Annotated in this window: 17 protein-coding genes; 10 read left to right on the top strand and 7 right to left on the bottom strand. The window is 72.2% G+C overall.

Features of this window, described 5'->3' with window-relative positions; all coding sequences use genetic code 11:
- Window positions 1–22 precede the first annotated feature (22 nt).
- Window positions 23–1,009 carry a sterol carrier family protein gene (locus NBW84_RS07830; protein WP_250283107.1) on the bottom strand — a complete coding sequence of 329 codons (987 nt, stop codon included), beginning with the start codon at window positions 1,007–1,009 and terminating at the stop codon, window positions 23–25.
- A 233-nt stretch (window positions 1,010–1,242) separates the two neighbouring features.
- Between NBW84_RS07830 and NBW84_RS07825 the strand changes: the two genes are divergently transcribed.
- Window positions 1,243–5,358 carry a sacsin N-terminal ATP-binding-like domain-containing protein gene (locus NBW84_RS07825; RefSeq protein ID WP_250283105.1) on the top strand — a complete coding sequence of 1,372 codons (4,116 nt, stop codon included), beginning with the start codon at window positions 1,243–1,245 and terminating at the stop codon, window positions 5,356–5,358.
- A 209-nt stretch (window positions 5,359–5,567) separates the two neighbouring features.
- Here NBW84_RS07825 and NBW84_RS07820 read toward each other — a convergent pair whose 3' ends face one another.
- Window positions 5,568–5,837 (bottom strand): DUF2530 domain-containing protein, encoded by a 270-nt coding sequence (locus tag NBW84_RS07820; RefSeq protein WP_250283104.1) that lies wholly within the window; start codon window positions 5,835–5,837, stop codon window positions 5,568–5,570.
- A 40-nt stretch (window positions 5,838–5,877) separates the two neighbouring features.
- The gene (locus tag NBW84_RS07815) at window positions 5,878–6,882 is read right to left on the bottom strand and encodes an ABC transporter substrate-binding protein (protein ID WP_250283102.1); all 1,005 of its coding nucleotides are present in this window, start codon (window positions 6,880–6,882) and stop codon (window positions 5,878–5,880) included.
- 912 nt (window positions 6,883–7,794) lie between these two features.
- Here NBW84_RS07815 and NBW84_RS07810 point away from each other — a divergent pair.
- From NBW84_RS07810 to NBW84_RS07785, 6 genes are all read left to right on the top strand, one after another.
- Window positions 7,795–8,715, top strand: coding sequence for an ABC transporter permease subunit (locus tag NBW84_RS07810; RefSeq protein ID WP_250283100.1), 921 nt, complete (start codon window positions 7,795–7,797; stop codon window positions 8,713–8,715).
- Complete coding sequence (locus NBW84_RS07805) at window positions 8,688–9,587, top strand: ABC transporter ATP-binding protein (protein ID WP_445548662.1); 900 nt, start codon at window positions 8,688–8,690, stop codon at window positions 9,585–9,587. Before NBW84_RS07810 ends, NBW84_RS07805 begins: the two co-directional genes overlap by 28 nt.
- Window positions 9,584–10,099 carry a cupin domain-containing protein gene (locus tag NBW84_RS07800; protein WP_250283098.1) on the top strand — a complete coding sequence of 172 codons (516 nt, stop codon included), beginning with the start codon at window positions 9,584–9,586 and terminating at the stop codon, window positions 10,097–10,099. Before NBW84_RS07805 ends, NBW84_RS07800 begins: the two co-directional genes overlap by 4 nt.
- A gap of 146 nt (window positions 10,100–10,245) precedes the next feature.
- Window positions 10,246–11,418 carry an LLM class flavin-dependent oxidoreductase gene (locus NBW84_RS07795; RefSeq protein WP_250283115.1) on the top strand — a complete coding sequence of 391 codons (1,173 nt, stop codon included), beginning with the start codon at window positions 10,246–10,248 and terminating at the stop codon, window positions 11,416–11,418.
- A 518-nt stretch (window positions 11,419–11,936) separates the two neighbouring features.
- Window positions 11,937–12,509 (top strand): winged helix-turn-helix domain-containing protein, encoded by a 573-nt coding sequence (locus NBW84_RS07790; RefSeq protein WP_250283096.1) that lies wholly within the window; start codon window positions 11,937–11,939, stop codon window positions 12,507–12,509.
- A gap of 421 nt (window positions 12,510–12,930) precedes the next feature.
- Window positions 12,931–13,386 (top strand): MarR family transcriptional regulator, encoded by a 456-nt coding sequence (locus NBW84_RS07785; RefSeq protein ID WP_250283094.1) that lies wholly within the window; start codon window positions 12,931–12,933, stop codon window positions 13,384–13,386.
- 125 nt (window positions 13,387–13,511) lie between these two features.
- Here the strand turns inward: NBW84_RS07785 and NBW84_RS07780 are convergent, their stop codons facing one another.
- Window positions 13,512–14,525 carry a Gfo/Idh/MocA family oxidoreductase gene (locus NBW84_RS07780; protein ID WP_250283092.1) on the bottom strand — a complete coding sequence of 338 codons (1,014 nt, stop codon included), beginning with the start codon at window positions 14,523–14,525 and terminating at the stop codon, window positions 13,512–13,514.
- Window positions 14,526–14,698: 173 nt separating this feature from the next.
- On the opposite strand from NBW84_RS07780, the gene thpR reads away from it, so the two are divergent.
- Window positions 14,699–15,310, top strand: coding sequence for an RNA 2',3'-cyclic phosphodiesterase (gene thpR / locus NBW84_RS07775; protein ID WP_250283090.1), 612 nt, complete (start codon window positions 14,699–14,701; stop codon window positions 15,308–15,310).
- 33 nt (window positions 15,311–15,343) lie between these two features.
- Here thpR and NBW84_RS07770 read toward each other — a convergent pair whose 3' ends face one another.
- Entirely contained in the window at window positions 15,344–16,213 is an 870-nt protein-coding gene (locus tag NBW84_RS07770) for an aldo/keto reductase (protein WP_250283088.1), read from the bottom strand.
- A gap of 579 nt (window positions 16,214–16,792) precedes the next feature.
- Between NBW84_RS07770 and NBW84_RS07765 the strand changes: the two genes are divergently transcribed.
- Entirely contained in the window at window positions 16,793–18,160 is a 1,368-nt protein-coding gene (locus NBW84_RS07765; protein WP_250283085.1) for a citrate synthase, read from the top strand.
- Window positions 18,161–18,377: 217 nt separating this feature from the next.
- On the opposite strand, the gene serC is transcribed toward NBW84_RS07765, so the two are convergent.
- Together serC and NBW84_RS07755 are read right to left on the bottom strand one after the other, a co-directional pair.
- Window positions 18,378–19,496, bottom strand: a complete 1,119-nt coding sequence (serC, locus tag NBW84_RS07760) for a phosphoserine transaminase (protein ID WP_250283084.1) — start codon at window positions 19,494–19,496, stop codon at window positions 18,378–18,380.
- Window positions 19,489–20,583, bottom strand: a complete 1,095-nt coding sequence (locus tag NBW84_RS07755; RefSeq protein ID WP_250283081.1) for a citrate synthase 2 — start codon at window positions 20,581–20,583, stop codon at window positions 19,489–19,491. The genes serC and NBW84_RS07755 overlap by 8 nt, the downstream gene beginning before the upstream one ends.
- A 358-nt stretch (window positions 20,584–20,941) precedes the next feature.
- Between NBW84_RS07755 and pdxH the strand changes: the two genes are divergently transcribed.
- Window positions 20,942–21,558 (top strand): pyridoxamine 5'-phosphate oxidase (gene pdxH, locus NBW84_RS07750; protein WP_445548661.1); only part of this gene is annotated, 617 nt, incomplete at its 3' end.

Here is a 21,558-nt window from a genome sequence, read left to right as displayed (position 1 = left end):
GATCCCAGTTGGGTGGTTCCGGTCAGGCGACCCGCAGCAGTGGGAGGTACGGACGAAGATCGGCACGGGCGCCGCCGGCTCGGACCCGGCCGTCCGCGGTCGCGTCCGCCCAGCTCAGCCGGCCTGCCGCAAGCTCGACGAAGGCGACCGCCCCAGCCTCCACCACGTTCGGCGGGGTGCCCCGGGTGTGCCGCGGGCCTTCGACGGCCTGCACCGCGGCGAAAGGGGGCACCCGGACCTCCACCGAACGCCCGGGAGCGCGGGCCACGAGCTCGCCGGCGCACGCCTTCACGGCGAGCCGCAGCGCGTCCCGGGCCGGCTCGACCCCGATATCCAGGCCGTGCACGACACCCGCCACCACCTCGGCGAGCAGCAGATCCCCGAGACGTATCCCGGTCCCGCCGGTGCCCGCCCCGCCGCCGGTGCCGCCGGCCGGGCCCCCGTCGACGGTACCGACGGCCAGGCCCCCGTCACCAGTAGTCAGAAATTCGTCACTATTAGTCATGTACCCGTCACCGGTAGTCAGGCTCTCACCGGTGGCAGGCAGGCCCTCACCGGTGGCGGTCGTGACAGTGACCAGACGCCCGATGTCGGCGCCGTCGACAGCGGCCACCGCGGCGGCGATGCGCTCCCGCAGCCGCGAGCGGGCGCCAGCCGCGGAACCGGCGGGGCTGTCCGGCCCGGGGGCGTCGATGCCGGCGGCCGGTGACTGCCGGCCGGCAGGGGGATGGCCGGCGTCGGCAAGGGGGCCACCAGCAAGGAGGCCACCGGCAGAGGGAGGGCCGGCAGGACAGCCCGCGAGGTAGGCGGAGGTGGACAGCGTCGGCGCGGTGGCGGGCGGCGGCGCGGACACGGCCGCGTCCGCGAGCGCGGCGATGGACCTGGCCAGGTGCCCGACGACATCCGCGACGCTGCGGCCGGGCAGCCTGCTCGGCCGCGTGAACGCCAGGCCGGCGGACGCGTCCACCTGGTCCGCGATCCGCTGCCACTGGCTGATCAGCGCCGGCACCAGCTTCGGATCATCACGACGAGCCGCGGATGCCACCGTCCGATTATCGGCCGGCACATCGGCAAGCCGATTCCGGCACATCGGCAAGCCGGCCATCGACTGGCGGCCACCGGCCTGGTCGTCGGCCGACGCGCCGGTGGCCGGTCATCGGCTGGTGACCGGGCCGCGACGCGATCGTTGATCTTTTTGCTCCCGGGACGCTGGCCCGGGCCGTCGGAGAGGAGGATGGGCCGATGGACGCACAGCCGTACGGGAACGTGATCGTGGACGCGAGCGCCGGCGGCGTGACCCCGGGCGACCTGTTCGGGACGGCCGCCATCCGCCGCCGGGTGCTGGACGCCTGGGCCGCCTCCCCCGCCCGCTTCCGCGAGGACGCGAACGCCGAGGAGGACGCCGCCCGCGGCGCCTACCACGACCGCCTCGTCGTGGAACTGCTCCAGAACGCCGTGGACGCGGCCCAGGCCGCCGGGGCCGACTGTCGCGTCCTCATAACGCTGACCAGCGGCGACACCCCCGGTGGCCATGCCTCCGGCAGCTACGGCCCCGACAGTCACGGCCCGGGCGGTCACGGCCCGGGCGGTGGCGAGCACCGCAGCCGAAGCGGCGGCATGCTGGAGATCGCCAACACCGGAGCGGCGCTGTCCGCGCCGGGGGTCGAGTCGCTCTCGACGCTGCGTGCCTCGGCCAAACGCGACACCGCGGCCCTCGGCCGCTTCGGCGTCGGCTTCGCCGCGGTCCTGGCCGTCAGCGACACCCCGTCGATCGTGTCGCGCTCGACCGCCGCGCCACAGTCGAGCGCGACATGGGACGCCGGGGACGCCGCCGGCGCGCCGGGCGGCGGCTTCGGCGTCCGCTGGTCGAAGCGGGAAACGATCGACGCGGTAGGCGGGCTCGGGGTGCCGGCCCTCGATGCCGAGCTGGCCCGCCGCGGCGGTGCCGTCCCGGTGCTCCGGCTGCCCCTGCCCGTCCTCTACGCGGCGGCGCCGCCAGCGGGCTACGACACCGTCGTCCGGCTGCCGCTGCGCGACGCCGACGCGGCCGCCCTGGCCCGCACCCTTCTCGCGGGCCTCGACCCGACGCTTCCGCTGGTCATGCCCGGGCTCACCGAGGTCACCATCGTGATCGACGGCGTCCGGCGGACCCTGTCCTGCACCTGGGCGGACCGGGCGCCGGACGGCGTGGAGATCGCCGTGCTCGACGGCAGGCGCTGGCTCGGCCGGGTCCGGCGCGGGATGATCCCGCCCGCTCTGCTCGCCGACCGGCCGGTGGAGGAGCGGGCCCGCACCGGGTTCGAGACGCGGGCCTTCGTACGCGAGGGCGGCTGGCCCGCTGACGTGCCGAAACTCGTCCGCGCGCCGCAGCCGACCGACGAGCGGCTGTCGTTGCCGGTGCTGGCCAGCGTGGGCCTGCCGCTGGAGCCGTCCCGCCGGCACACGGTCGCCGGCCCGCTGCGGGACTGGCTGGTCGACCGGCTCGCCGAGACGGTCGTCGACCTCGCCGTCGACCTGGGCAACGGCCTCCTGCCGCCGCCGGACGCCCAGCCTGCGCCGCCACCCGCGTCGGCGTCGGCACCAGTGCCGACGATCCCGAATGCCGCGTCAGCACAGGCACGGTCGCTCTGGGACGTCCTGAGAGCGCAGGAGGCTCTGGACACCCAGCGGCCACCGGCGGATCCGGCGGGGCCTGCCACCTCGTCGCCGGGAACGGCGTTGGACGCCTCGCGGTGGCAGGCGGCGCTGGACGCCGCGTCGGCGCCGGCTGCCTCGCTCGAGCTCGTCCCCACCGGGCTGCCGGTCGGCGACGTCGACGCCAGGCTGCGGGACGCTCTCGCCCGGCTGCTGCCGGACGCGCCGCTGCTGCCCGGCGGCCGCCGTGGCGCCGACTGCCTCGTCGGCGACCTCGGCCCCGCGACCGATCCGGTCACCGGACTGCTCACGGCCGCATCCGGCGATCCCGCCCCGGCTCCGGAAGATCCCGCCACGGTCCCGGCGTCCGCGGGCAGCACCTCGCCGGCCGGCAGCCGCCCGCCCGCCCGCGAGGGCCTGCCCAGGGCCGATCGCGAGATCGCCGACCTCGAACGGCTCCTGCCCGCCGCCGCGGACCTGCCCGCCGGTGACGGCGATCGCGCGGGCGGGTCCGTGGGTGACGCCGGCGGCACCGTCGACGGGCTGTTGCCCGCGGCCTACGCCGCCCGCCGGTGGCGGCCGGCCCTCGACGCCCTGGGGGTACGCCGTCTCGACACCGCCGGGGTCGTCGAGATCCTCACCGAGCTGCGCAGGCCGCCGGCCTGGTGGGCACGGGTCTACGCGGCGCTGGCGCACGCCCCCGACCGGGACGCCCTCGGCGCCCTGCCCGTCCCGCTGGCCGCCGCACCCACCGCCGCCGCGCTCCCCACGGCGTCCGCGGCCCCCACGCTCGCCGCGGACGCGGACGCGGACGCGGACACCGGAGCGGGCGTGACCGGCAACGCCGACGGCTCCCAGGAGCTGGGCGTCCGGATGGTCACCGGCCCGCGAGGGGTCCTGCTCCCCACCTCTGAGCTGGATGTTGTCACGCTGGTGGCCTCGGGCCTCCCGCTGCGGGTGGCACACCCGGACGCCTGTGCCGGTGCCGCCCGCGACGCCCTGCGCACGCTGGGCGCGGTCGAGGGGACCCCCGCCGGTGTCCTGCGCGACGGCTCCGTCCGCGATGCGATCATCGATGTCGACGCGGACGCCGATCCCGACGCCGCGCTCGCGCTGGCGGGCGCCGTCCTGGCCCTGGTCCGGGACGCGGGCCTCGGCGTCGCCAGCGGGCTCGACGGCGGCGCCGGCAGCATTGTTACTTTTGGTGACGACAATGCCTCCGGTGAACTGTCCTGGCTCGCCGACCTGCTGCTTCCTGACAGCGATGGCGACTTCACCCCCGCCGGGGAGCTCCTGATCGCAGACAGCCCGCTCGACCAGGTGCTCGCGGCGGACGCGCCGTTCCGCGTCCTGGCCGACGACCTCGCGCGGGCATGGCCGGCGGAGGTGCTCGAGGCGGTCGGGGTGCTGCGGACCTTTGCCGTGCTCAGCGCCACCGACGTCCGGCTCGACCCGGACGAGCCGGTCCTGCTCGACCTGGACGACAGCGACCTCTGGGTAGCGGAGATCACCGCCGGCAGTCCGCCCGGAGCCGGCCCGGATCCGGACGTGGACGGGCCGGGCGCGCCGCCCACCCTGCGGGCTTTCGCCGCCGTACGCGACCTCGAGCTCGTCGACCCGTCACAGTGGCCCGCCGCGCTCGCGGAGCTGGCCCGGCCGCCCCTACGAGACACGATCATGAAGTCCGGCCGGCTCCAGTGGCCCGATCGTCCTGGTCGGAGCCGGGGCGCCGGAGCCGGTGCTGGTATCGGGCCGGCCGCGGACGTCGGAGTGTCGTACACGCGCTGGTGGCTTTCACGCAACGCGCTGCTGCCGGTCGCCGGCTCCACGGCCGCGCTGCCACCGCCGGAGCTCACGCTGCCCGGCGCCGACCCGCTGCTGGCCGGGCTGTTCGCGCCGGCCGCCCCCCTGCCCGGGGTCGACGCCGACCTGCTGCGCCGGCTCGGCTGCCGGCTCACACTCTCCGACGTCCTCGGTGATCCGGACGCCGTGCTCGACCTGCTGGACCGGCTCGGCGACGCCGACCGGGACGTGCCGTGGCCGGCGGCCCGCGCCCTCTACATGGCCGCGGTGGACGCCGTCGCGGCCCTCCCCCGCTCCGGAATCACCAGCGACGGCGCCGACGGCGCCTACCGCGACACCGACACCGACGGCGAGACCGGCGATGGCGACGACGACGACGACGGACCGGCCAGTATTGACCCTCCGCTGACCGTTCGCACCCCGGACGGCGTGGTACGGACCTCCGACGCCGTGATCGTGGACGCGCCGGACCTCCTGCCGCTGCTCGGCGCGGGCCGCGGCGCGCTGCGGCTGCCGCTGGACCGGGCGGCCGAAGCGTCATACGTACTCGGTGTCCCCCTGCTCTCGTCGCTGGGTGACTGTGACGTCATCACTACCCGCGATGACCACAACACCGTCATCGGCGCCGGTGAAGGGGACACCCCCGAAGAGCTCACCGCACCGGACGGGACGCCGTACCTTTCCCACACCCGCCTGCTCGTGGCCGACGTCGACGGCCGGCCCACGCCCGTCCCATGGCGGGTGCTCGGCGGCATCGGCGGGGAGATCCACATCGACGCCGGCTCCGGGACGGACGCGCTGGCCAGAGCCCTGGCCTGGCACGCCGGCACCTGGGACCGCCGCCACGCCATCGCCGAAGCGCTGCGCGACCCCGCCCGCGAAGCCCAACGCCAGGCCGAAGCCGACCTCGACGACTCCTGACCAGCAGCGCCCGGCCACCGGCTCGACGGGCAACAGCGGACACACCGGACAGGAGCCGCCATGAAAGGCTGGACCCCTGACCTTTAACGCGAGCCCGCGGCGTCAAAGATCAGGCGGTGAACGGATGGCCCACTAAGTGGATACCTGACCGATATTCTCGATGTCATCCACCGGAATCGGAGATGACCGGCTGCCGCGGCTGGAATCGGCTACGGCTGGGACTGGTCGGTGCGGGCGGTGGGGAGCTGGCGGCGGAGGCGGTTGCGGCGGCGGGTCGTGGACCAGACTCCGACCAGGCCGAGCAGCGTGCCGACGGCCGTGGTGGCGATCCACCACAGGTGGCCGTCAGCCCGCAGGCCGCCCCGGAACGGCAGCATCACGATCAGCGCGACGAACCACAGGACCGTGCCCACCCGTACCGACAGCACACCGTCGTACGGGAGCGGCTCCAACTGCCGACGCTCACCCGTCACGCTCACCCGTACGACGCTACCCGCCCCGCCCCGGCCAGCTGCCCGGTCAGCCGCTCAGCGCGCGGACCAGGAACGAGGCCACATCGAGTTTCTTGTCGAGGACGCCGGCCTCGGTGTAGATGTCCGCGGTGCGTTGCAGGTCCTTGACGACCGTGTCGTCGATCGGGACCGCGGCTATGTTCCGACGATCGACCACCGCGGCCGCGACCGGCCCCGGCAGCTTCGTCAGGGAGGCGAACAATGTGGTGAACGCCTCCTTGTTGCTGTTCGTCCATGCGTACGCCCGGCCCTGACGGACGAGGAAGTCGGCGATGGCCGCGCGTTTCGCCGGATCCTCGAATGCCTGCTGGGAGGCTACGGTGAATCCGAGGCCGGTGCTGATCCCGCTGCCGTCCCGAAGGACCCGGGCGCCCTTTGCCTCCGACAACGCGATGTACGGGTCCCAGGTGGCCCATGCCGCGATCTGGTTGGAGTCGAAGGCGGCGCCGGCCGCCTGCGGCGACAGGAACGAGATCTCCACGTCGTTCGGGGCGAGCCCGGCCTCCCGGAGCGCGCCGAGCAGCAGATAGTGCCCGACGCTGCCCTTCGTGGTCGGCGAGACGGTCTTGCCCTTCAGCTCCGCCACGCTGTGGATGGGCGAGTCCTTGCTGACCAGGAGCGCGACTCCCCGCGGGGAGCTTCGGGACGCGCCGACGACCTTCAGCGGCGCGCCGGAGCCGAGCGAGGACAGGACGGGGGCGTCCCCGGCGCCGCCGATGTCGGCGGCGTTCGCCCGCAGCGCCTGCAGCAGGGGCGCCGCGGCGGAGAAGTCCGACCATTCGACCTTGTACGGCGCGCCCTTGAGCGCGCCGGAGGCGTCGAGCACCGCCTTGTTCTGGCCGACCTGGTCCGCGACCCGCAGGGTCACCCCGGACAGGTCCGGCGCGACACCCGCCGATGTCGGTTTCGGCGTGTCGGTTCCCCCGCCGCAGGCGGCAGCCACCAGCAGGGCCGCGAGCGCGGCGGCGCCGGCGAGCAGGCGGGGTTTCGGACGGGTCGACAGACGTGGCATCAGGCAACTCCGGTACGCGGACCTCTGCCGTCCGCGGAGACGAGGGTGAAGGCAGGAGGACAGGAAGGCAAGAAGTGACGGTGACGGGAAACAGGCCGGCCGGCCGGCGGAGGCATCAGGGCCGCCACCGGTAAATCCCGATTACGGAAAGTCGCAATTCGGTAGGGAACCGGTCGTGCGCCGGCCGGTCCGAGATCTGCGGCGCCTTACGCGGCCGTCATCGACAGCGGCTGCTCCAGGCCAGACCGTAATCCACGCAACGACGGCGCGTCAGGACGGTCTCGGCAGGCACAAAACAGCACTCTGCGTATTTTTCGCTTGTTCAGTCAAGAAGTAGAAAAGTGACATGCATCACACAACTTGGTCTGTTGACGCAGGTAGGAGCGTCGTGCTTCCGTTGATTTCATGTTCAAGCCGGCGCTTCTGGTTACTCGGGGTCACATCGACCTTCTTCGGGTGAAGTCCGCCGCATGTCCGGCATCCCGGCCGGGGACGTGACCTCGCCCAACCCGCGGCGACCCGAAAATGTGACGATTTGAACGCGTGACGCGACGAGCGCCCGACAGGCCCGCTGCCAGAGGCTCCAGGAATTTCTGATCGTCTTCGGCCGGCCGCGGCGATTTGTTTTCGGATATCCGACGAACCGGCGACAGGTCAGCCGCGCCTCCCGGCGAATCAGGACGGCTCCTGACAGCCCCGGCAGATATCGGCGGATGCCAGCGGATCCGCCGGCTGGCCGCCATCCGTGTCCGGCGTCCGCCCGGCGGTACGCAGGAGGACGACAGCATCACCACTGACACCATCGCCGGCTGCCACCATCGCCGGCCTTGAGTTTCGCCGGCTCCATATTCCGCCGGCCGTGCTGGCGCCGGGAGCACATCCGGAGCGGAGAAAACCACAAGCGGAGAATTTGTGACGACACAGACACTTCCCACTGGGAGGGACGCGACAGGCGCGGCCGGCCAGGACGCGGGCGCCGACGCGTCGGGCGCGCCCGCGGTGCCGGACGCCCCGCCCGGCCGCGCCGCCCCGGCGCTGACGACGGTCATCGCGTCAGCAGCCAGGCGGCGTGGCGTCCCGCGCTGGGCCCGGCGGCCGGTGGGCCCGCTGCTCCTGCTGCTGCTGTGGCAGATCGCGAGCTGGAGCGGCAGCACGTCCACCGAACTGCTCGCCTCACCGTGGACGGTCGTCACCGCTGGCACCGATCTCGTCACAAGCGGCGAACTACCGAAGGCGATCCTGGTGTCGCTGCGCCGCGCCGGCACCGGCGTGCTGCTCGGCGGGTCCGTCGGCATCCTGCTGGCACTGCTGGCGGGGCTGTTCCGGCTCGGCGAGGATCTCATCGACGCGTCGGTGCAGATGATCCGGACCGTGCCGTTCGTGGGCCTGATCCCCCTGTTCATCATCTGGTTCGGCATCGGCGAGACCCCGAAGATCGCCCTGGTCGCCTTCGGGGTCGCCTTCCCGCTCTACATCAACACCTACGCCGGTGTCCGCAACGTGGAGGTGAGCCTCGTCGAGGCCGCCCGGACGGTCGGGCTGACCCGGCTGGGGCTGATCCGGCACGTCATCCTGCCCGGCGCGCTGCCGAACGTCCTGGTGGGGCTGCGCTTCTCGCTGGCCATCTCGTGGCTCGCGCTCATCTTCGCCGAGCAGATCAACGCCCACCAGGGCCTGGGGCAGCTGATGAACGACGCCCAGGAGTTCCAGCGCACCGACATCATCGTCGTCTGCCTGGTCGTCTACGCCTTTCTCGGGCTCACCGTCGACGCCATCGTCCGACTTCTCGAAAGGGTGCTGCTGTCGTGGCGACCGACATTCAGCGGAACGTGACCACCCTGCCCGGCCAGGAGGCGGACCTGGAGCCCGTGCGCCCACCGGCGGCCGGCCCGCTGTCGGCCCCGGACGGCATCCCGCTCGCCGTGACGGTCCGCGGCCTGCGGCGCGCGTTCGGCGGCAACGTCGTCATCGACGACCTCGACCTGGACGTACCGGCCGGCCAGTTCGTCGCGCTGCTCGGCGCCAGCGGCTGCGGGAAGAGCACGCTGCTGCGCATCCTCGCCGACCTCGACACCGAGATCAGCGGTCAGGTGCGGGTGGCGTCCCGGCGGGCCGTGGCCTTCCAGGCGCCGCGCCTGCTGCCGTGGAAACGGGTCTGGCGCAACGTCGTCCTCGGCCTTCCCGGCCGGCCCGACCGGGCCAGGGCGGCCGCGGCGCTGACCGAGGTGGGCCTCGCCCACCGGGCCGACGCCTGGCCGAAGACCCTGTCCGGCGGTGAGGCGCAGCGGGTCTCCCTCGCCCGCGCACTTGTCCGCGACCCCGATCTGATGCTGCTCGACGAGCCGTTCGGCGCCCTCGACGCGCTCACCCGGATCCGGGCGCAGGGGCTGGTCGAGCAGTTGTGGCAACGTCACAGCCCGGCGGTCCTGCTGGTCACCCACGACGTCGAGGAAGCCCTGCTGCTCGCCGACCGGGTCCTGGTCATGAAGGACGGAGTGATCGCCCACAGCACGGCTGTCACCCTCGCCAGGCCCCGTGACGTCGGCGACCCGTGTTTCGTCGCGCTGCGCGCCGAGCTGCTCGGCTGGCTCGGGGTCGGCTATGCCCGCTCCGAGGCGGCCGACGACCGTCCGGCGCGGGACAGCGAGCCCGGCCCGGCAGCCGATATCCGGGAACCTGCGCCCAGACAGAAAATTCTTTCATGACCTCCTCTCAGATACCCGCATACACGGACGTCGACCCGTTCCACCGCCGCCTGCACCAGATCACCCAGGGGCAGCTCGACCCGGACACCGCGCAGACCTCGGGGATGCGCCGGTTCTCCGCCGTCAGCGGCAAGACCGTCGGGTCGTCCAAGCTGTGGATGGGGCAGGTGCACGTCGCCCCGGCCACCGCGTCCGGGAACCATCACCACGGCCGCTCCGAGACCGCCATCTACGTGGTCAGCGGCCATCCGGAGTTCGTCTTCCTCGACCAGGCGGTCGAGGGGACGGACGAGCCCGGCCCCGGCCGTGAGGTCCGGGTGCGGACCTCACCGGGTGACTTCATCTTCGTGCCGCCGTGGGTCCCGCACCGCGAGGAGAACCCCGACCCGAGCGTCGAGGCCATCGTCGTGATCTCCCGGAGCACCCAGGAGGGGATCGTGGTCAACCTCGAGGACCTGCGGTGGGCCGGGCCGGTCCTGACCAGCGGGCCGGACATCGAGGGCTGTTCCTGACCAACGTCCTGACCAACGTCCTGGCCAGCCGTGCCGGCCAGCCGTCCTGACTGACCGTTCGCTGATCCCGTGCGGCCGCGATCCGGCCCAGCCTCGCACACCATGATCACAAAATGATCGACAGATGCTCACCAGGAGTCAACGCCATGCCCGTGGAGTTCATCGGACTGATCTCAACCAACGAAGGGTCGGAAACACACCGGCGCTCCGGAGCGGTCATCGACCCGAGCTACGTCCGCCGGTTCGCCCGCGTCCACGAGGACGCCGACTTCGACCGGGTGCTGATCGGCTACAGTTCCGCCTCGCCCGACAACATCCAGGTCGCGGCCTATGCCGCGGCCCACACCGAGCGCCTGGGATATCTGGTCGCGCACCGGCCGGGTGTGGTCTTCCCCACGGTGGCGGCCCGCTATTTCGCCACCCTCGACCATTTCTCCGGCGGGCGGATCGCCGTCCACATCATCACCGGTGGCAGCGACGCCGAGCAGCGGCGGGACGGCGACTACCTGACCAAGGACGAACGTTACGACCGCACCGACGAATATCTCGACATCCTCCGCCGGGCGTGGACGTCCACCGAGCCGTTCAGCCACGAGGGGCGGTACTACAAACTGGCGGACCATCTGGCCACCGTGCACCCGGTCCAGCAGCCGCATATCCCGCTGTACTTCGGCGGGTCGTCGCAGGCGGCCTACCGGGTCGGCGGCAGGCAGGCGGACGTGTTCGCCCTGTGGGGCGAGCCGCTGGCGCAGACCGCCGAGCAGATCGCCGCGGTGAACCAGGCCGCCGAGCGGGCCGGCCAGCCCAGGCCGGGGATCAGTGTGTCCTTCCGGCCGATCATCGGCCCGACCGAGGACCTCGCCTGGGAGCGGGCGCACCGGATCCTCGCGGACACCCGCGCGAACCTGGACGCGCCCAACGGAATCTTCAGCCAGTTCCGCCACGCGTTCAGCCCCGAGGCGGCACCGGCGAACGTCGGGTCACAGCGCCTGCTGGCAGCGGCCGCCGCCGGCGAGCTGCACGACCGGGCGCTGTGGACGCCGCTAGCCGCCGCCACCGGTGCCGCGGGCAACTCGACAGCCCTGGTCGGCACCCCGGAGACGGTCGCGCAGGCGTTGCTCGACTACATCGACATCGGCGTGACCACGCTGCTGATCCGCGGTTACGACCCCTACGACGACGCCATCGACTACGGCCGTCACCTCATCCCGCTGGTCCGCGAGGAGGTGGCCCGCCGGGACCGCGGGGAGGCGGCGAAGCGCACCACGATCGCGCCGGTACCCGCGGCGCTGGCGGCCAACGGCGCGGGTGCAAACTGAGAGTGAAGAGAAAGTGAACTGAGTGTAATGTAGACAGGCAGGCGGGTGTGCTACCAGCCAACCGGTCCACGCCCCCGTCCGGCGATCCCGGGGGGATCGCCGGATACCATGCGCGCCAGGACGAACACAACCGGCACCCGACGACAGGAGAATCCGGCGCCAGGGCGACGAAACGCAACCTCCACGAAGCTTTCCCGCTCTGTTATCCTTCGGGTGTGAATTATCACGTGGAGCCGAGACCGCGCACCGCTGGTCCGCTGCACGCCGGGCTCCTTCTGGAGGCTTTCTGGCCTCCCCGTCGCGAACACGACTTCGATCAGTACTGTCCGGGCCCCGTCGCGCGCTAGAGACGAGATCAGCGCTCACCGGCCCGTTCCGCAAAATTCTTTTGGCCGTAGCGGTCGATCGTCAGAATTTATGTGACCCACTGATCGAGAACGACACAACATGTTTTCTCGCACCCAGGCGCCGGTCCGATGGATCCGAGAGGTGTCGAGGAATCCGAAGGAGTCATTCACATGACCGCGTCACGCCCAGGTTCGTCCCACCTTGAGCAGCCCCGCCTCACGGTGACACAGAGACGCCGCCTGGATACCCTGACAACCGCCCGCGCGACGGTCGCCACCCCCCTCCGGCAGCAGCCGGAGCGCGACGTGGTGGTGCTCGGACGCGCCGCCTCCTGGCAGCAGCCGGCTGTCCAGCCGCCGGCCGGCGCACCGGTCACCTCACCGGCCGGCGTGCCGGCCGGCGCGTCGACCACCACGCCGCAGCGCCCCGAGCGCGGCGTGTGGATCGACCGTCCCACCTGGAGCGCGTTCGTCGACGGAAAGCTGCTCGACCTGACCTACCTCGAGTTCGAACTGCTCGACTTCCTGGTGCGCCATCCGGCGCTGGTGCACTCCCGGACCGCGCTGCTGCGTTCGGTCTGGGGCTACCACCTCGACGACGACCCCCGCGCGGCCGGCCGGACCGTGGACGTCCACATCACCCGGCTGCGGCGCAAGCTGGGCCCCGAGCACCGGGACCGCATCGAGACCATCCGCCGGGTCGGCTACCGTTACCGCCCCGTCCCCACCGGCCGCCAGGCATAGGCCGGGCCCGGACCGGCTGGCCGCGGGCCGGCTCCGGCCATACCGGACGACGCTAGGGACGGCCGCCGTCCGCCGGGCGCGGCCTGACCGGTGTCCCGGCCGCGCGGCTGTCCCGAGCGTCAAGGCCGTCCCGGATGCCGGGGCGGCTCGTCGTCGGCGCGCGGGACATGCCGGTGAGTCCGGTTGCCCACTGTGCCCGCTACCGTGACGCTCGGATACCCGAGTGCCTACCGTACGGTATGGTTCCCAGAAACTTCCGTGATCATGCCAAGGAGATCATCATGTCGGGGGGCCTGGCACGACGTCAGCCGGAGCCCGGTCTCCCGGTCACGGCCGCTCCCGCTCCCGACGCCGGGCGCATCCGCCGCGATGCCAGCCGGCAGCGGGCACATACCGCTGGAAACACGTAGCTTTTCTGGTAATGAGCGCAGCGGAGAAGTACCTTGACCCGATGGACGGCGTGGCCGAAGCCCAGCTCGCGTCGGTCCTCCGCCTGTCCGTGATGCGGCTGTCGCGGCGTATGCGCCAGGAGCGGTCGAACACGCTGACGCCCACTCAGATCGCCACCCTCGCCACCCTGAAACGGCACGGCTCGATGACCCTTGGTGAGCTCGCCGCGCACGAACGGGTGCAGCCGCCGTCGATGACCCGGGTGGTCGCCCACCTCGCCGAAGCGGGCCTGGTCGCCCGCGGCGCGCATCCCTCCGACGGCCGGCAGGTCATCGCGCGGATCACCGAAGCGGGCATCGACCTGCTGGAGGCCGACCGCCGGCGCCGCGACGAGTGGCTCGCCGAACGGCTGGCGTCGCTGAGCCCGGACGAGATGGCCGCGCTCGAGCGGGCCGCCCCCATCCTGGACACGCTGGCCGGCTCGTGACAGAGGCCGTCGCCAGCCCGTGACAGGGGCTGACGCGCCCGTACCGTGGCCCACCGCCCACCCCCGCGTGCGCCGGCCTCTCTCCGCGTCAGCCCGTCCATGCCGTCCATGCCGCCCCTGCCGTCCTACAGCTCCACCCAGCCGCTGTTCTCCTCGGACGCGTCCGCGGCCGCCAGCACCCGCGCGATGGTGAGCAGGTCGTGGAAGGTCGCGCCACGGACCAGAGCGGGGTCACCCAGCTCGGTGACCCGGACGACGTCGTAGGTCGCCTCGATCAGGCCGGGACGTACGCCCGGGACCGCGCGCATCAGCAGGTCGCGCGTGCCGTCCGCGTCCTGGCGCAGGACGCGGCGGCCCTGCACGACCATCCGCCCGCCGGTCCCGCAGATCGTGATCGTGGCGGTCTCCAGCCGGCCGTCGGGCCGCTCGTTGACCAGCGCCGTGGCACCGCTGGCCAACAGCAGCGCGAAGGTGACGGGCGCGTCGGCGGTGAGCCTGGCCGCGGGCATGGCGTCCGGGCTGGCGCAGACGGCGAGCACATCCCCGCACCAGCGGACGACCAGGTCGATGATCTCGGCCCGGCCGGACTGCCCCGCCGGTGCCCCGAGCATGGTCACCTGGGTGATCCGGCCGAGCGCGGCCAACGACGCCTGCACATGCCAGGCCGCCGGCCAGGCCCGGCCGTCCATGGCGACGACGTGCGCGAGGCCGGACTCCTCCGCCAGGTCGGCGACGGCCCGCAGGGACTCCGGGTCGGCGGTCGCGGGACGGGCCAGCAGCACGTGCAGGCCGGCTTCGACGGACCGGCGCGCGATCACGTCGGATCCGGGCGGCGTCATCTCGATGCACACGGCCTCGATGTCGTCGGAGAGCATCGCGACCAGATCCGCGTAGGCGCGTGGCGCCTCGGCCTCCGCCGCCCAGGCCAGCGACTCCAGCGGCTCGGGCGCGAGCAGGCCGACCACGTCCACACCCGCGTCCCGCAGCACCGATGCGGTCGTACGGTCGCTGCCGCCCGTCGCCAGGGCCATCGCGCCTGGCAGGTCGGGCAGCAGGCGCCGGGTGTCGCGCCGGCGCTCCCGCCATTCGCGCGCGCCTGCCGGATCACGTTGGGCCACCAGTTCGGGAACCGTTGTCACATACCGATAGTGCCCTCCCTCGCGGGGACCTGGAGCGTTATTCGTAACTACCCGGCATCAAACTCCCGACGCCAACGGGCGGAGATCTTTTTGTCCGACTTATTACCATCATTCCCATCAATGGTGGAACCAGCGTCGGTAACCGGTGGCCGCATCATGCAGAATCCGCGGTCATGGCTCGGATGTTCGTGGCGTTGCTCCCACCGCGGGACGTCCTGCGACCGCTCGTCAGTGCCGTCGAGCGGCTGCGGGCCGGCCGGCCGGGGCCGGCGGTGGGGCTGCGGTGGGCCCCGCCGGAGAGCTGGCACATCACCCTCGCCTTCCTTGGCGAGGTGCCCGCGGGCGTCCGGCCCGCGCTGGCCCGGGAGCTGGCGCGGGTGGCCGCCGAGCACCCACCGGCGGCAGTGGTCATTTCCGGTGGCGGACGGTTCGGGAGCCGGGTGCTGTTCGCGGCGGTCGACGAGCGGCCGCTGGCGCCGCTGGCCCGCGCGGTCGCCCAGGCGGCCAGGCAGGCCGGGGCGGACGGCCTGGACCCCCGCGAGTGGCGGGGGCACCTCACGCTCGCGACCCACCGGCCCTCCCCGCACCGGCCCTCTCCGCACCGGCGGGGCCGGTACGCCGGCACGCCGGCACCGGCCGGTCAACCGGATCTGGCGGTGCTGGCCGACAGCCTCGCCGGGGTCAGCGCCCGGCCGTGGACGGCGACCGGGTTCGCCCTCATGAGTAGCGGATCGCCGCCCGGCCCCCCGTACGCGACGACGGCCACCTGGCCGCTGGCGGGCTGACCCACCCGGTGGGCTGAGCGGCCGGCGGCACGATCATGTTTCGGCCACGGCGACGGCCGGCCCGGGAGCGATCCCGTCCAGTGCGTCCAGTTCCCGTTCACCGAGAGCGATCTCCAGTGCCCGCAGCGCCGCGGTCAGCTCGTCGACGCCGCGGGGGCGGATGGTCGCCGCGGTCAGCCCCGGCTGGGCGAGCAGCCAGGCGAGCGCCACGTCCGCGGGCCGTTCGCCGAACGACCCGCACAGGGCCACGAACGCCTCGAACCGCGGCCGGTGCCGCTCCAGCCGCTGTGCCGCCCGCCGCTGATCCGGCACCTGTGCCGGCGCGTGCGCTGAAACGCTGTCGAGCAGCGCGTCCAGCAGCGGGCTGTGCCCGATCACGCCCACACCGTAGGACTGGCAGACCGGCAGTACCTCTGTCTCGGCCGCGCGCTCCAGCACGCTGTAGCCGCACCGGTCGCTGACAAGGCCGAGGGACCGCCGCCGCATCGCGGCCTCGTTGCCCGCCGCGATCTCCCAGCCTGCCAGGCCGGACGAACCGACATAGACGATCTTCCCCTGGGTGGCCAGCATGCCCGTGGCCTGCCAGATCTCCTCCCACGGGGTGTCCCGGGCCAGCGCGGGCACCTGGAGAAGATCGATATGGTCGGTGCGCAGCCGGCGCAACGACTCCTCGCAACGCCGCCGGATCTCGGGCCCGGACAGCTTCCCGTCACCCCCGGGCAGCCCGGTCGCCAGCACGACCTGGTCCCGGCGCCCACGGCTCCTCCACAGCCAGTCGCCGACAGCGTGCTCGGCAGCGCCCGCGTCGGTGCGCCCGGTGGCATGGGCGGACCACCCATGGGCGTCCGCGGTGTCGAGGAAGGTGCTGAAAAAAGTGATACCGGCGTCCAGTGCCCGGTCCATGACTGCGCCGGGGGCATCCGTGCCCACCGATGGTCCGGCATTCATCACGTCCAGACACAGCCGGGACACCCGCACTCCGGTACGGCCAAGATGCGCGTGGATCACAGAACAATCTCCCGTCAGCGGCGACCGGCCCACCTGGACGGCCCGCGACCCACTATGCCGACCGAACGCCGGGCACCGCTTACGGCGCCCGGAAGGCCGATCCCGAACGCCCGGACACCGTAAGCGGCGCCCGGAAGACACCGGCGGGCCCTTCCGCGGAACCGTCCCGAAGCCCCGCGGAACCGTCCCGAAGCCCCGCGGGGCCGTCCGGAAGCGCCCGCCACGGACGGCCCCGAATCCCGGCCGGCCATGCCGGCGGGAAAAAGATTCGACAGCCGCGCCGAACCACGCGTAACGGGTGGCGTAGGACACGTCGGGCGGAAGACACCGATCACGGGCGTGTGCAGGCCACAACCGCGAGACTTGGGAACAACCGTTGTCTACCGCCGAACCGGCCCGAGCGGTCCACACCCCGACGCCGCGGCCCCGGCATGAGCCACACCGACGTGATCGCCACAGCGAGAGGAGCCCGGCGTGACCGAGCAGGCCAGCACTTTGACCGTCACCGACAACCGCACCGGCCGGACCTATGAGATCCCGATCGAGAACGGCGCGATCCGGGCCAACGCCCTGCGCGCGATAAAGTTCGACGAGACCGACTTCGGCCTGCTGACCTACGACCCAGCTTTCACGAACACGGCGAGCTGCCGCAGCTCGATCACCTTCATTGACGGTGACGCCGGCATCCTGCGCTACCGCGGCTTTCCGATCACGGAGCTGGCCGACAAGAGCAGCTTCCTGGAGGTCGCCTACCTGCTGCTCGCCGGGGAGCTGCCCACGTCCTCGGAGCTGGCGGTGTGGGAAAGCGAGATCACGCACCACACGCTCGTCCACGAATCGATCAAGAAGTTCATCGACGGCTTCTACCACGACGCGCACCCGATGGGCATCCTGCTGTCGAGCGTCGGCGCGCTGTCGACCTTCTACCCGGCCGCCAAGGAGATAACCGATCCCGGGCTGCGCCGGCTACAGATCGTCCGGCTCATCGCGAAGATCACGACGCTGGCGGCCTTCTCCTACCGGCACTCGATCGGACTGCCGTACGTCTACCCGGACAACGACCTGTCCTATGCCGGCAACTTCCTGAACATGATGTGGAAGGCCACCGAGCTCAAGTACGAGCCGGACCCGATTCTCGAGCACGCCCTCGACGTCCTGTTCATTCTGCACGCCGACCATGAGCAGAACTGTTCGACGAACGCGATGCGGGCCGTCGGCAGCTCCCAGGCCGACCCCTTCTCGGCGGCCGCCGCGGCTATTTCCGCGCTGTACGGCCCGCTGCACGGCGGCGCCAACGAGCAGGTGCTGCGGATGCTCACCGAAATCGGGTCGGTGGAGAACATCCCGGCCTTCATCGAGCAGGTCAAGAGCGGCAAGAAGAAGCTGATGGGATTCGGGCACCGGGTGTACAAGAACTACGACCCGAGGGCCCGGGTGATCCGGCAGATAGCCGACGAGGTGTTCAAGGTCACCGGGACGAACCCGCTGCTCGACCTGGCCCTGGAACTGGAGCGGGTCGCGCTCGAGGACGAGTACTTCATCAAGCGGAAGCTCTACCCGAACGTCGACTTCTACACCGGCATCATCTACCAGGCGATGGGTTTCCCGGTGGAGATGTTCCCGGTGCTGTTCGCGGTCGGGCGGATGCCTGGCTGGCTCGCCCAGTGGGAGGAGGGCCTGCTCGACCCGGAGCAGAAGATCGCCCGGCCGCGCCAGCTCTACGTCGGCTACGAGGAGCGTCCGTACACGCCGATCGAGGACCGCTCGCCCGACTTCGCCGGTACCGCCGACTCGATCGCGGCGCTGGCGGCCCAGGCCGCCCCGGCCCGTCCGCGCCGCTAGAAACCGCTATACCCCCGGTCCCGTGGGAAGCGCGACGAGTACTGGTCCTGGAGTGTTCCGCGGAACACTCCAGGACCAGCGCCGGCACGACACCGGAACCGGACGGTGCCGACAGTCCGGATGACACGGATGACACGGATGACACGGATGAAGCGGCGAGGGGTGGTGCGCCGGAAAATCCGGTGGAAAAGCTGGTGGAAAAAGCAGGTCCCGCGGCCTACAGACGTTCGGCCACGTAGTCGACGGCGCCGGTGAGCGCCTGGATGTCGGACGGCTCGACCGCCGGGAAGCAGGCCACCCGCAGCTGGTTGCGGCCGAGCTTGCGGTACGGCTCCACGTCCACGATGCCGTTGGCCCGCAGGGTGCGGGCGACCGCGACCGCGTCCACACCCTCGAAGTCGATCGTGACGACGACCTGGGAGCGCTGCGCCGGGTCGGCGACGAACGGCGTCGCGTAGCTCGCCTTCTCCGCCCAGGTGTAGAGGATCGACGACGACTCGGCCGTGCGGCGCACGCACCAGTCCAGGCCGCCATTGGCGAGCATCCACTCGACCTGGTCGGCGAAGAGGAACAGCGTGGCGACCGCGGGGGTGTTGTACGTCTGGTCCTTGGCGCTGTTGTCCCGGGCGGTGGTGAGGTCCAGGAACGGCGGGATCCAGCGGTCGGAGGCGGCGATCTCGGCCACCCGCTCCAGCGCGGCCGGGGAGAGCAGCGCCACCCACAGGCCGCCGTCGGAGGCGAAGTTCTTCTGCGGCGCGAAGTAGTAGGCGTCCACCTGTGACAGGTCCACCGGCAGCCCGCCGGCGCCCGAGGTCGCGTCGACCAGGTGCAGCGCTCCCGCGTCCGCCCCGACCGGGCGGCGCACCGGCTTGGCCACACCCGTGGACGTCTCGTTGTGCGGCGTCGCGTACACGTCGACACCCGGCTCGGGCGCCCACTCGGGGTGGCTGCCCGGCGCCGAGAAGACGACCGACGGCTCGGCCAGGAACGGCGCGCCCTTCGTCGTGTCGGCGAACTTGCCGCCGAACTCCCCGAACACCAGGTGCTGGGAGCGTTCCCGGACGATGTTGAAGGCGGCGGCGTCCCAGAAGGCGGTGGCCCCGCCGAGGCCGAGCAGCACCTCGTAGCCGTCGGGCAGCGAGAACAGCTCGGCCAGCCCGGCGCGGACCCGCCCGACCAGGGCGCGCACGGGCTTCTGCCGGTGCGACGTCCCGAGCAGTGAGGTGCCGGTGGCGGCGAGCCGGGCCACCGCCTCGGGGCGGACCTTGGACGGTCCGCAGCCGAAGCGCCCGTCGACCGGGCGCAGATGCCCGGGAATGACGATCTGGTCAGGCATGAATATCTCCGAGCGGCCGGGGAGCCGGGCCAACGTAGCGGGCGGACGGGCGGATGAGGCGTCCGGTGCGCTTCTGCTCCAGGATGTGGGCGCTCCACCCAGCGGTACGCGCGCAGGTGAACATGGACGTGAACATGTGCGCCGGCACCCCGGCGTAGTCGAGCACGACCGCGGACCAGAACTCGACGTTCGTCCGCAGCGGGCGGTCGGGGTACCGGTTGGTGAGCTCCTCGATGGCGGCGGCCTCCAGCGCCTCGGCCGCCTCGTAGCGGTTCGAGCCGAGATCGCGCGCGGTGCGGCGCAGCACCCGGGCGCGCGGATCCTCCGCACGGTAGACGCGGTGGCCGAAGCCCATCAGCCGCTCCTTGCGGTCCAGCGCCCGGCGGACGTACCCGGCCGGGTCGCCGGTGGCCTCCACCTCGTCGAGCATCGCCAGCACCCGGGACGGGGCGCCGCCGTGCAGCGGGCCGGAGAGCGCGCCCACCGCGGAGGACAGCGAGGCCGCCGCGTCCGCGCCGGTGGAGGCCACCACCCGCGCCGTGAACGTTGACGCGTTCATACCGTGCTCAGCCGCGGACACCCAGTAGGCGTCCACCGCCTGGACGTGCTTGGGATCCGGCTCACCCCGCCAGCGGATCATGAAACGCTCGGTGATCGTGCGGGCCCGGTCGACATCCTTCTGCGGGACGGCGGGCTGGCCGAGGCCGCGGGCCGCCTGCGCGACGAAGGACAGCGCCACCACCGACGCCCGGGCGAGATCGTCGCGCGCCTGGGCGTCGGAGATGTCGATGAGCTGGCCGAACCCCCAGTGCGGAGCCAGCATCGCCAGCGCGCTCTGCACGTCCACCCGGATGTCGCCGGAGTGCACCGGCAGCGGGAACGGCTCCGCCGGTGGCAGGCCGGGCTCGAACGAGGAGTCGACGAGCAGCCCCCACACGTGGCCGTAGTCGACCTTGCCAACAAGATCCTCGATGTCGACGCCGCGATACCGTAGCGCGCTGCCTTCCCTGTCCGGCTCGGCGATCTCGGTCTCGAAGGCGATCACGCCCTCGAGGCCGGGCTTGAAATCACTTGTCTTCTCAGACATCGAAGTCCGGGGCTCCGCTTCCTGTCTCCGCCGGCCTCGCGTGGACGGCGACGCGGGGTCTCGGCACGCCGAACGCCAGCCGATAGCTGATCTGAGCTGGTTGCATCATCGGGCAGAATTACCTGTCTGCATCCTGCCCTCTCGGCGGAAGCGGTGCCATAGCCCAGCAGGACACCGCTGGTGGCCCACCGTGAACGCGGTCGGAACTTACCCGGCGCATCGGGCCTCACCGGCCACGACGGCCCTACCGACGTGGCGCAGGTCACTCTCACCTGCGACTCGGAAGATCGCCCGCGTCCGGCGTCACCGCGTCCGGCGTCACGGAGGCCGGCCTCGGAAAGGTGACACGATCGACGGCGTGTCCGCCCGCCCGAACCACGCCCTGCCGCCGGTGCCCGATCCCGCCGCCCAACGGCGCTGTTACAGCGCGGGAAGGCTGTACGAGTCCGATCTTGCCCCCAGCTGGGTGGCCCAGTTCGCGCGCTGGTACGAGCAGGCGTCCGCGCTGGCCGCCGAGGCGGGATCGGCGCTGCCCGAGCCGAACGCGATGGTGTTCGCGACCGCGGACGCCCGCGGCCGGCCCAGCGCCCGGACCGTCCTGCTCAAGGGGTTCGACGAGCGTGGCTTCACACTCTTCACCAACCTCGGCTCCCGCAAGGCCCGGGATGCCGCCGCGAACCCGTACGGCTCGCTGGTGTTTCCCTGGCACGCCCTGCAACGGCAGGTCGTCGTCACCGGCAGGCTCGAGGAGGTGCCGCGCGCCGAGACCGCGGCGTACTTCCGGTCCCGGCCGCGCGGCTCGCAGCTCGGGGCGTGGGCGAGCCGACAGTCCGAGGTGATCGGCTCCCGGGAGCCGCTGGAGCGGCGCTGGGCCGAACTGGACGCCCGCTGGCCGGCGCCGGAACCGGTTCCGGTGCCGGCGTTCTGGGGCGGGATCAGGCTCGTCCCGGAAACGGTCGAGTTCTGGCAGGGAGG

The sequence above is a fragment of the Protofrankia sp. CiP1_Cm_nod2 genome, from assembly GCF_920664355.1.
Taxonomy (GTDB): Bacteria; Actinomycetota; Actinomycetes; order Frankiales; family Frankiaceae; genus Protofrankia.
The sequence above is the reverse complement of the archived record's forward strand: the minus strand, read 5'-3'. Positions and strand labels throughout refer to the sequence as shown.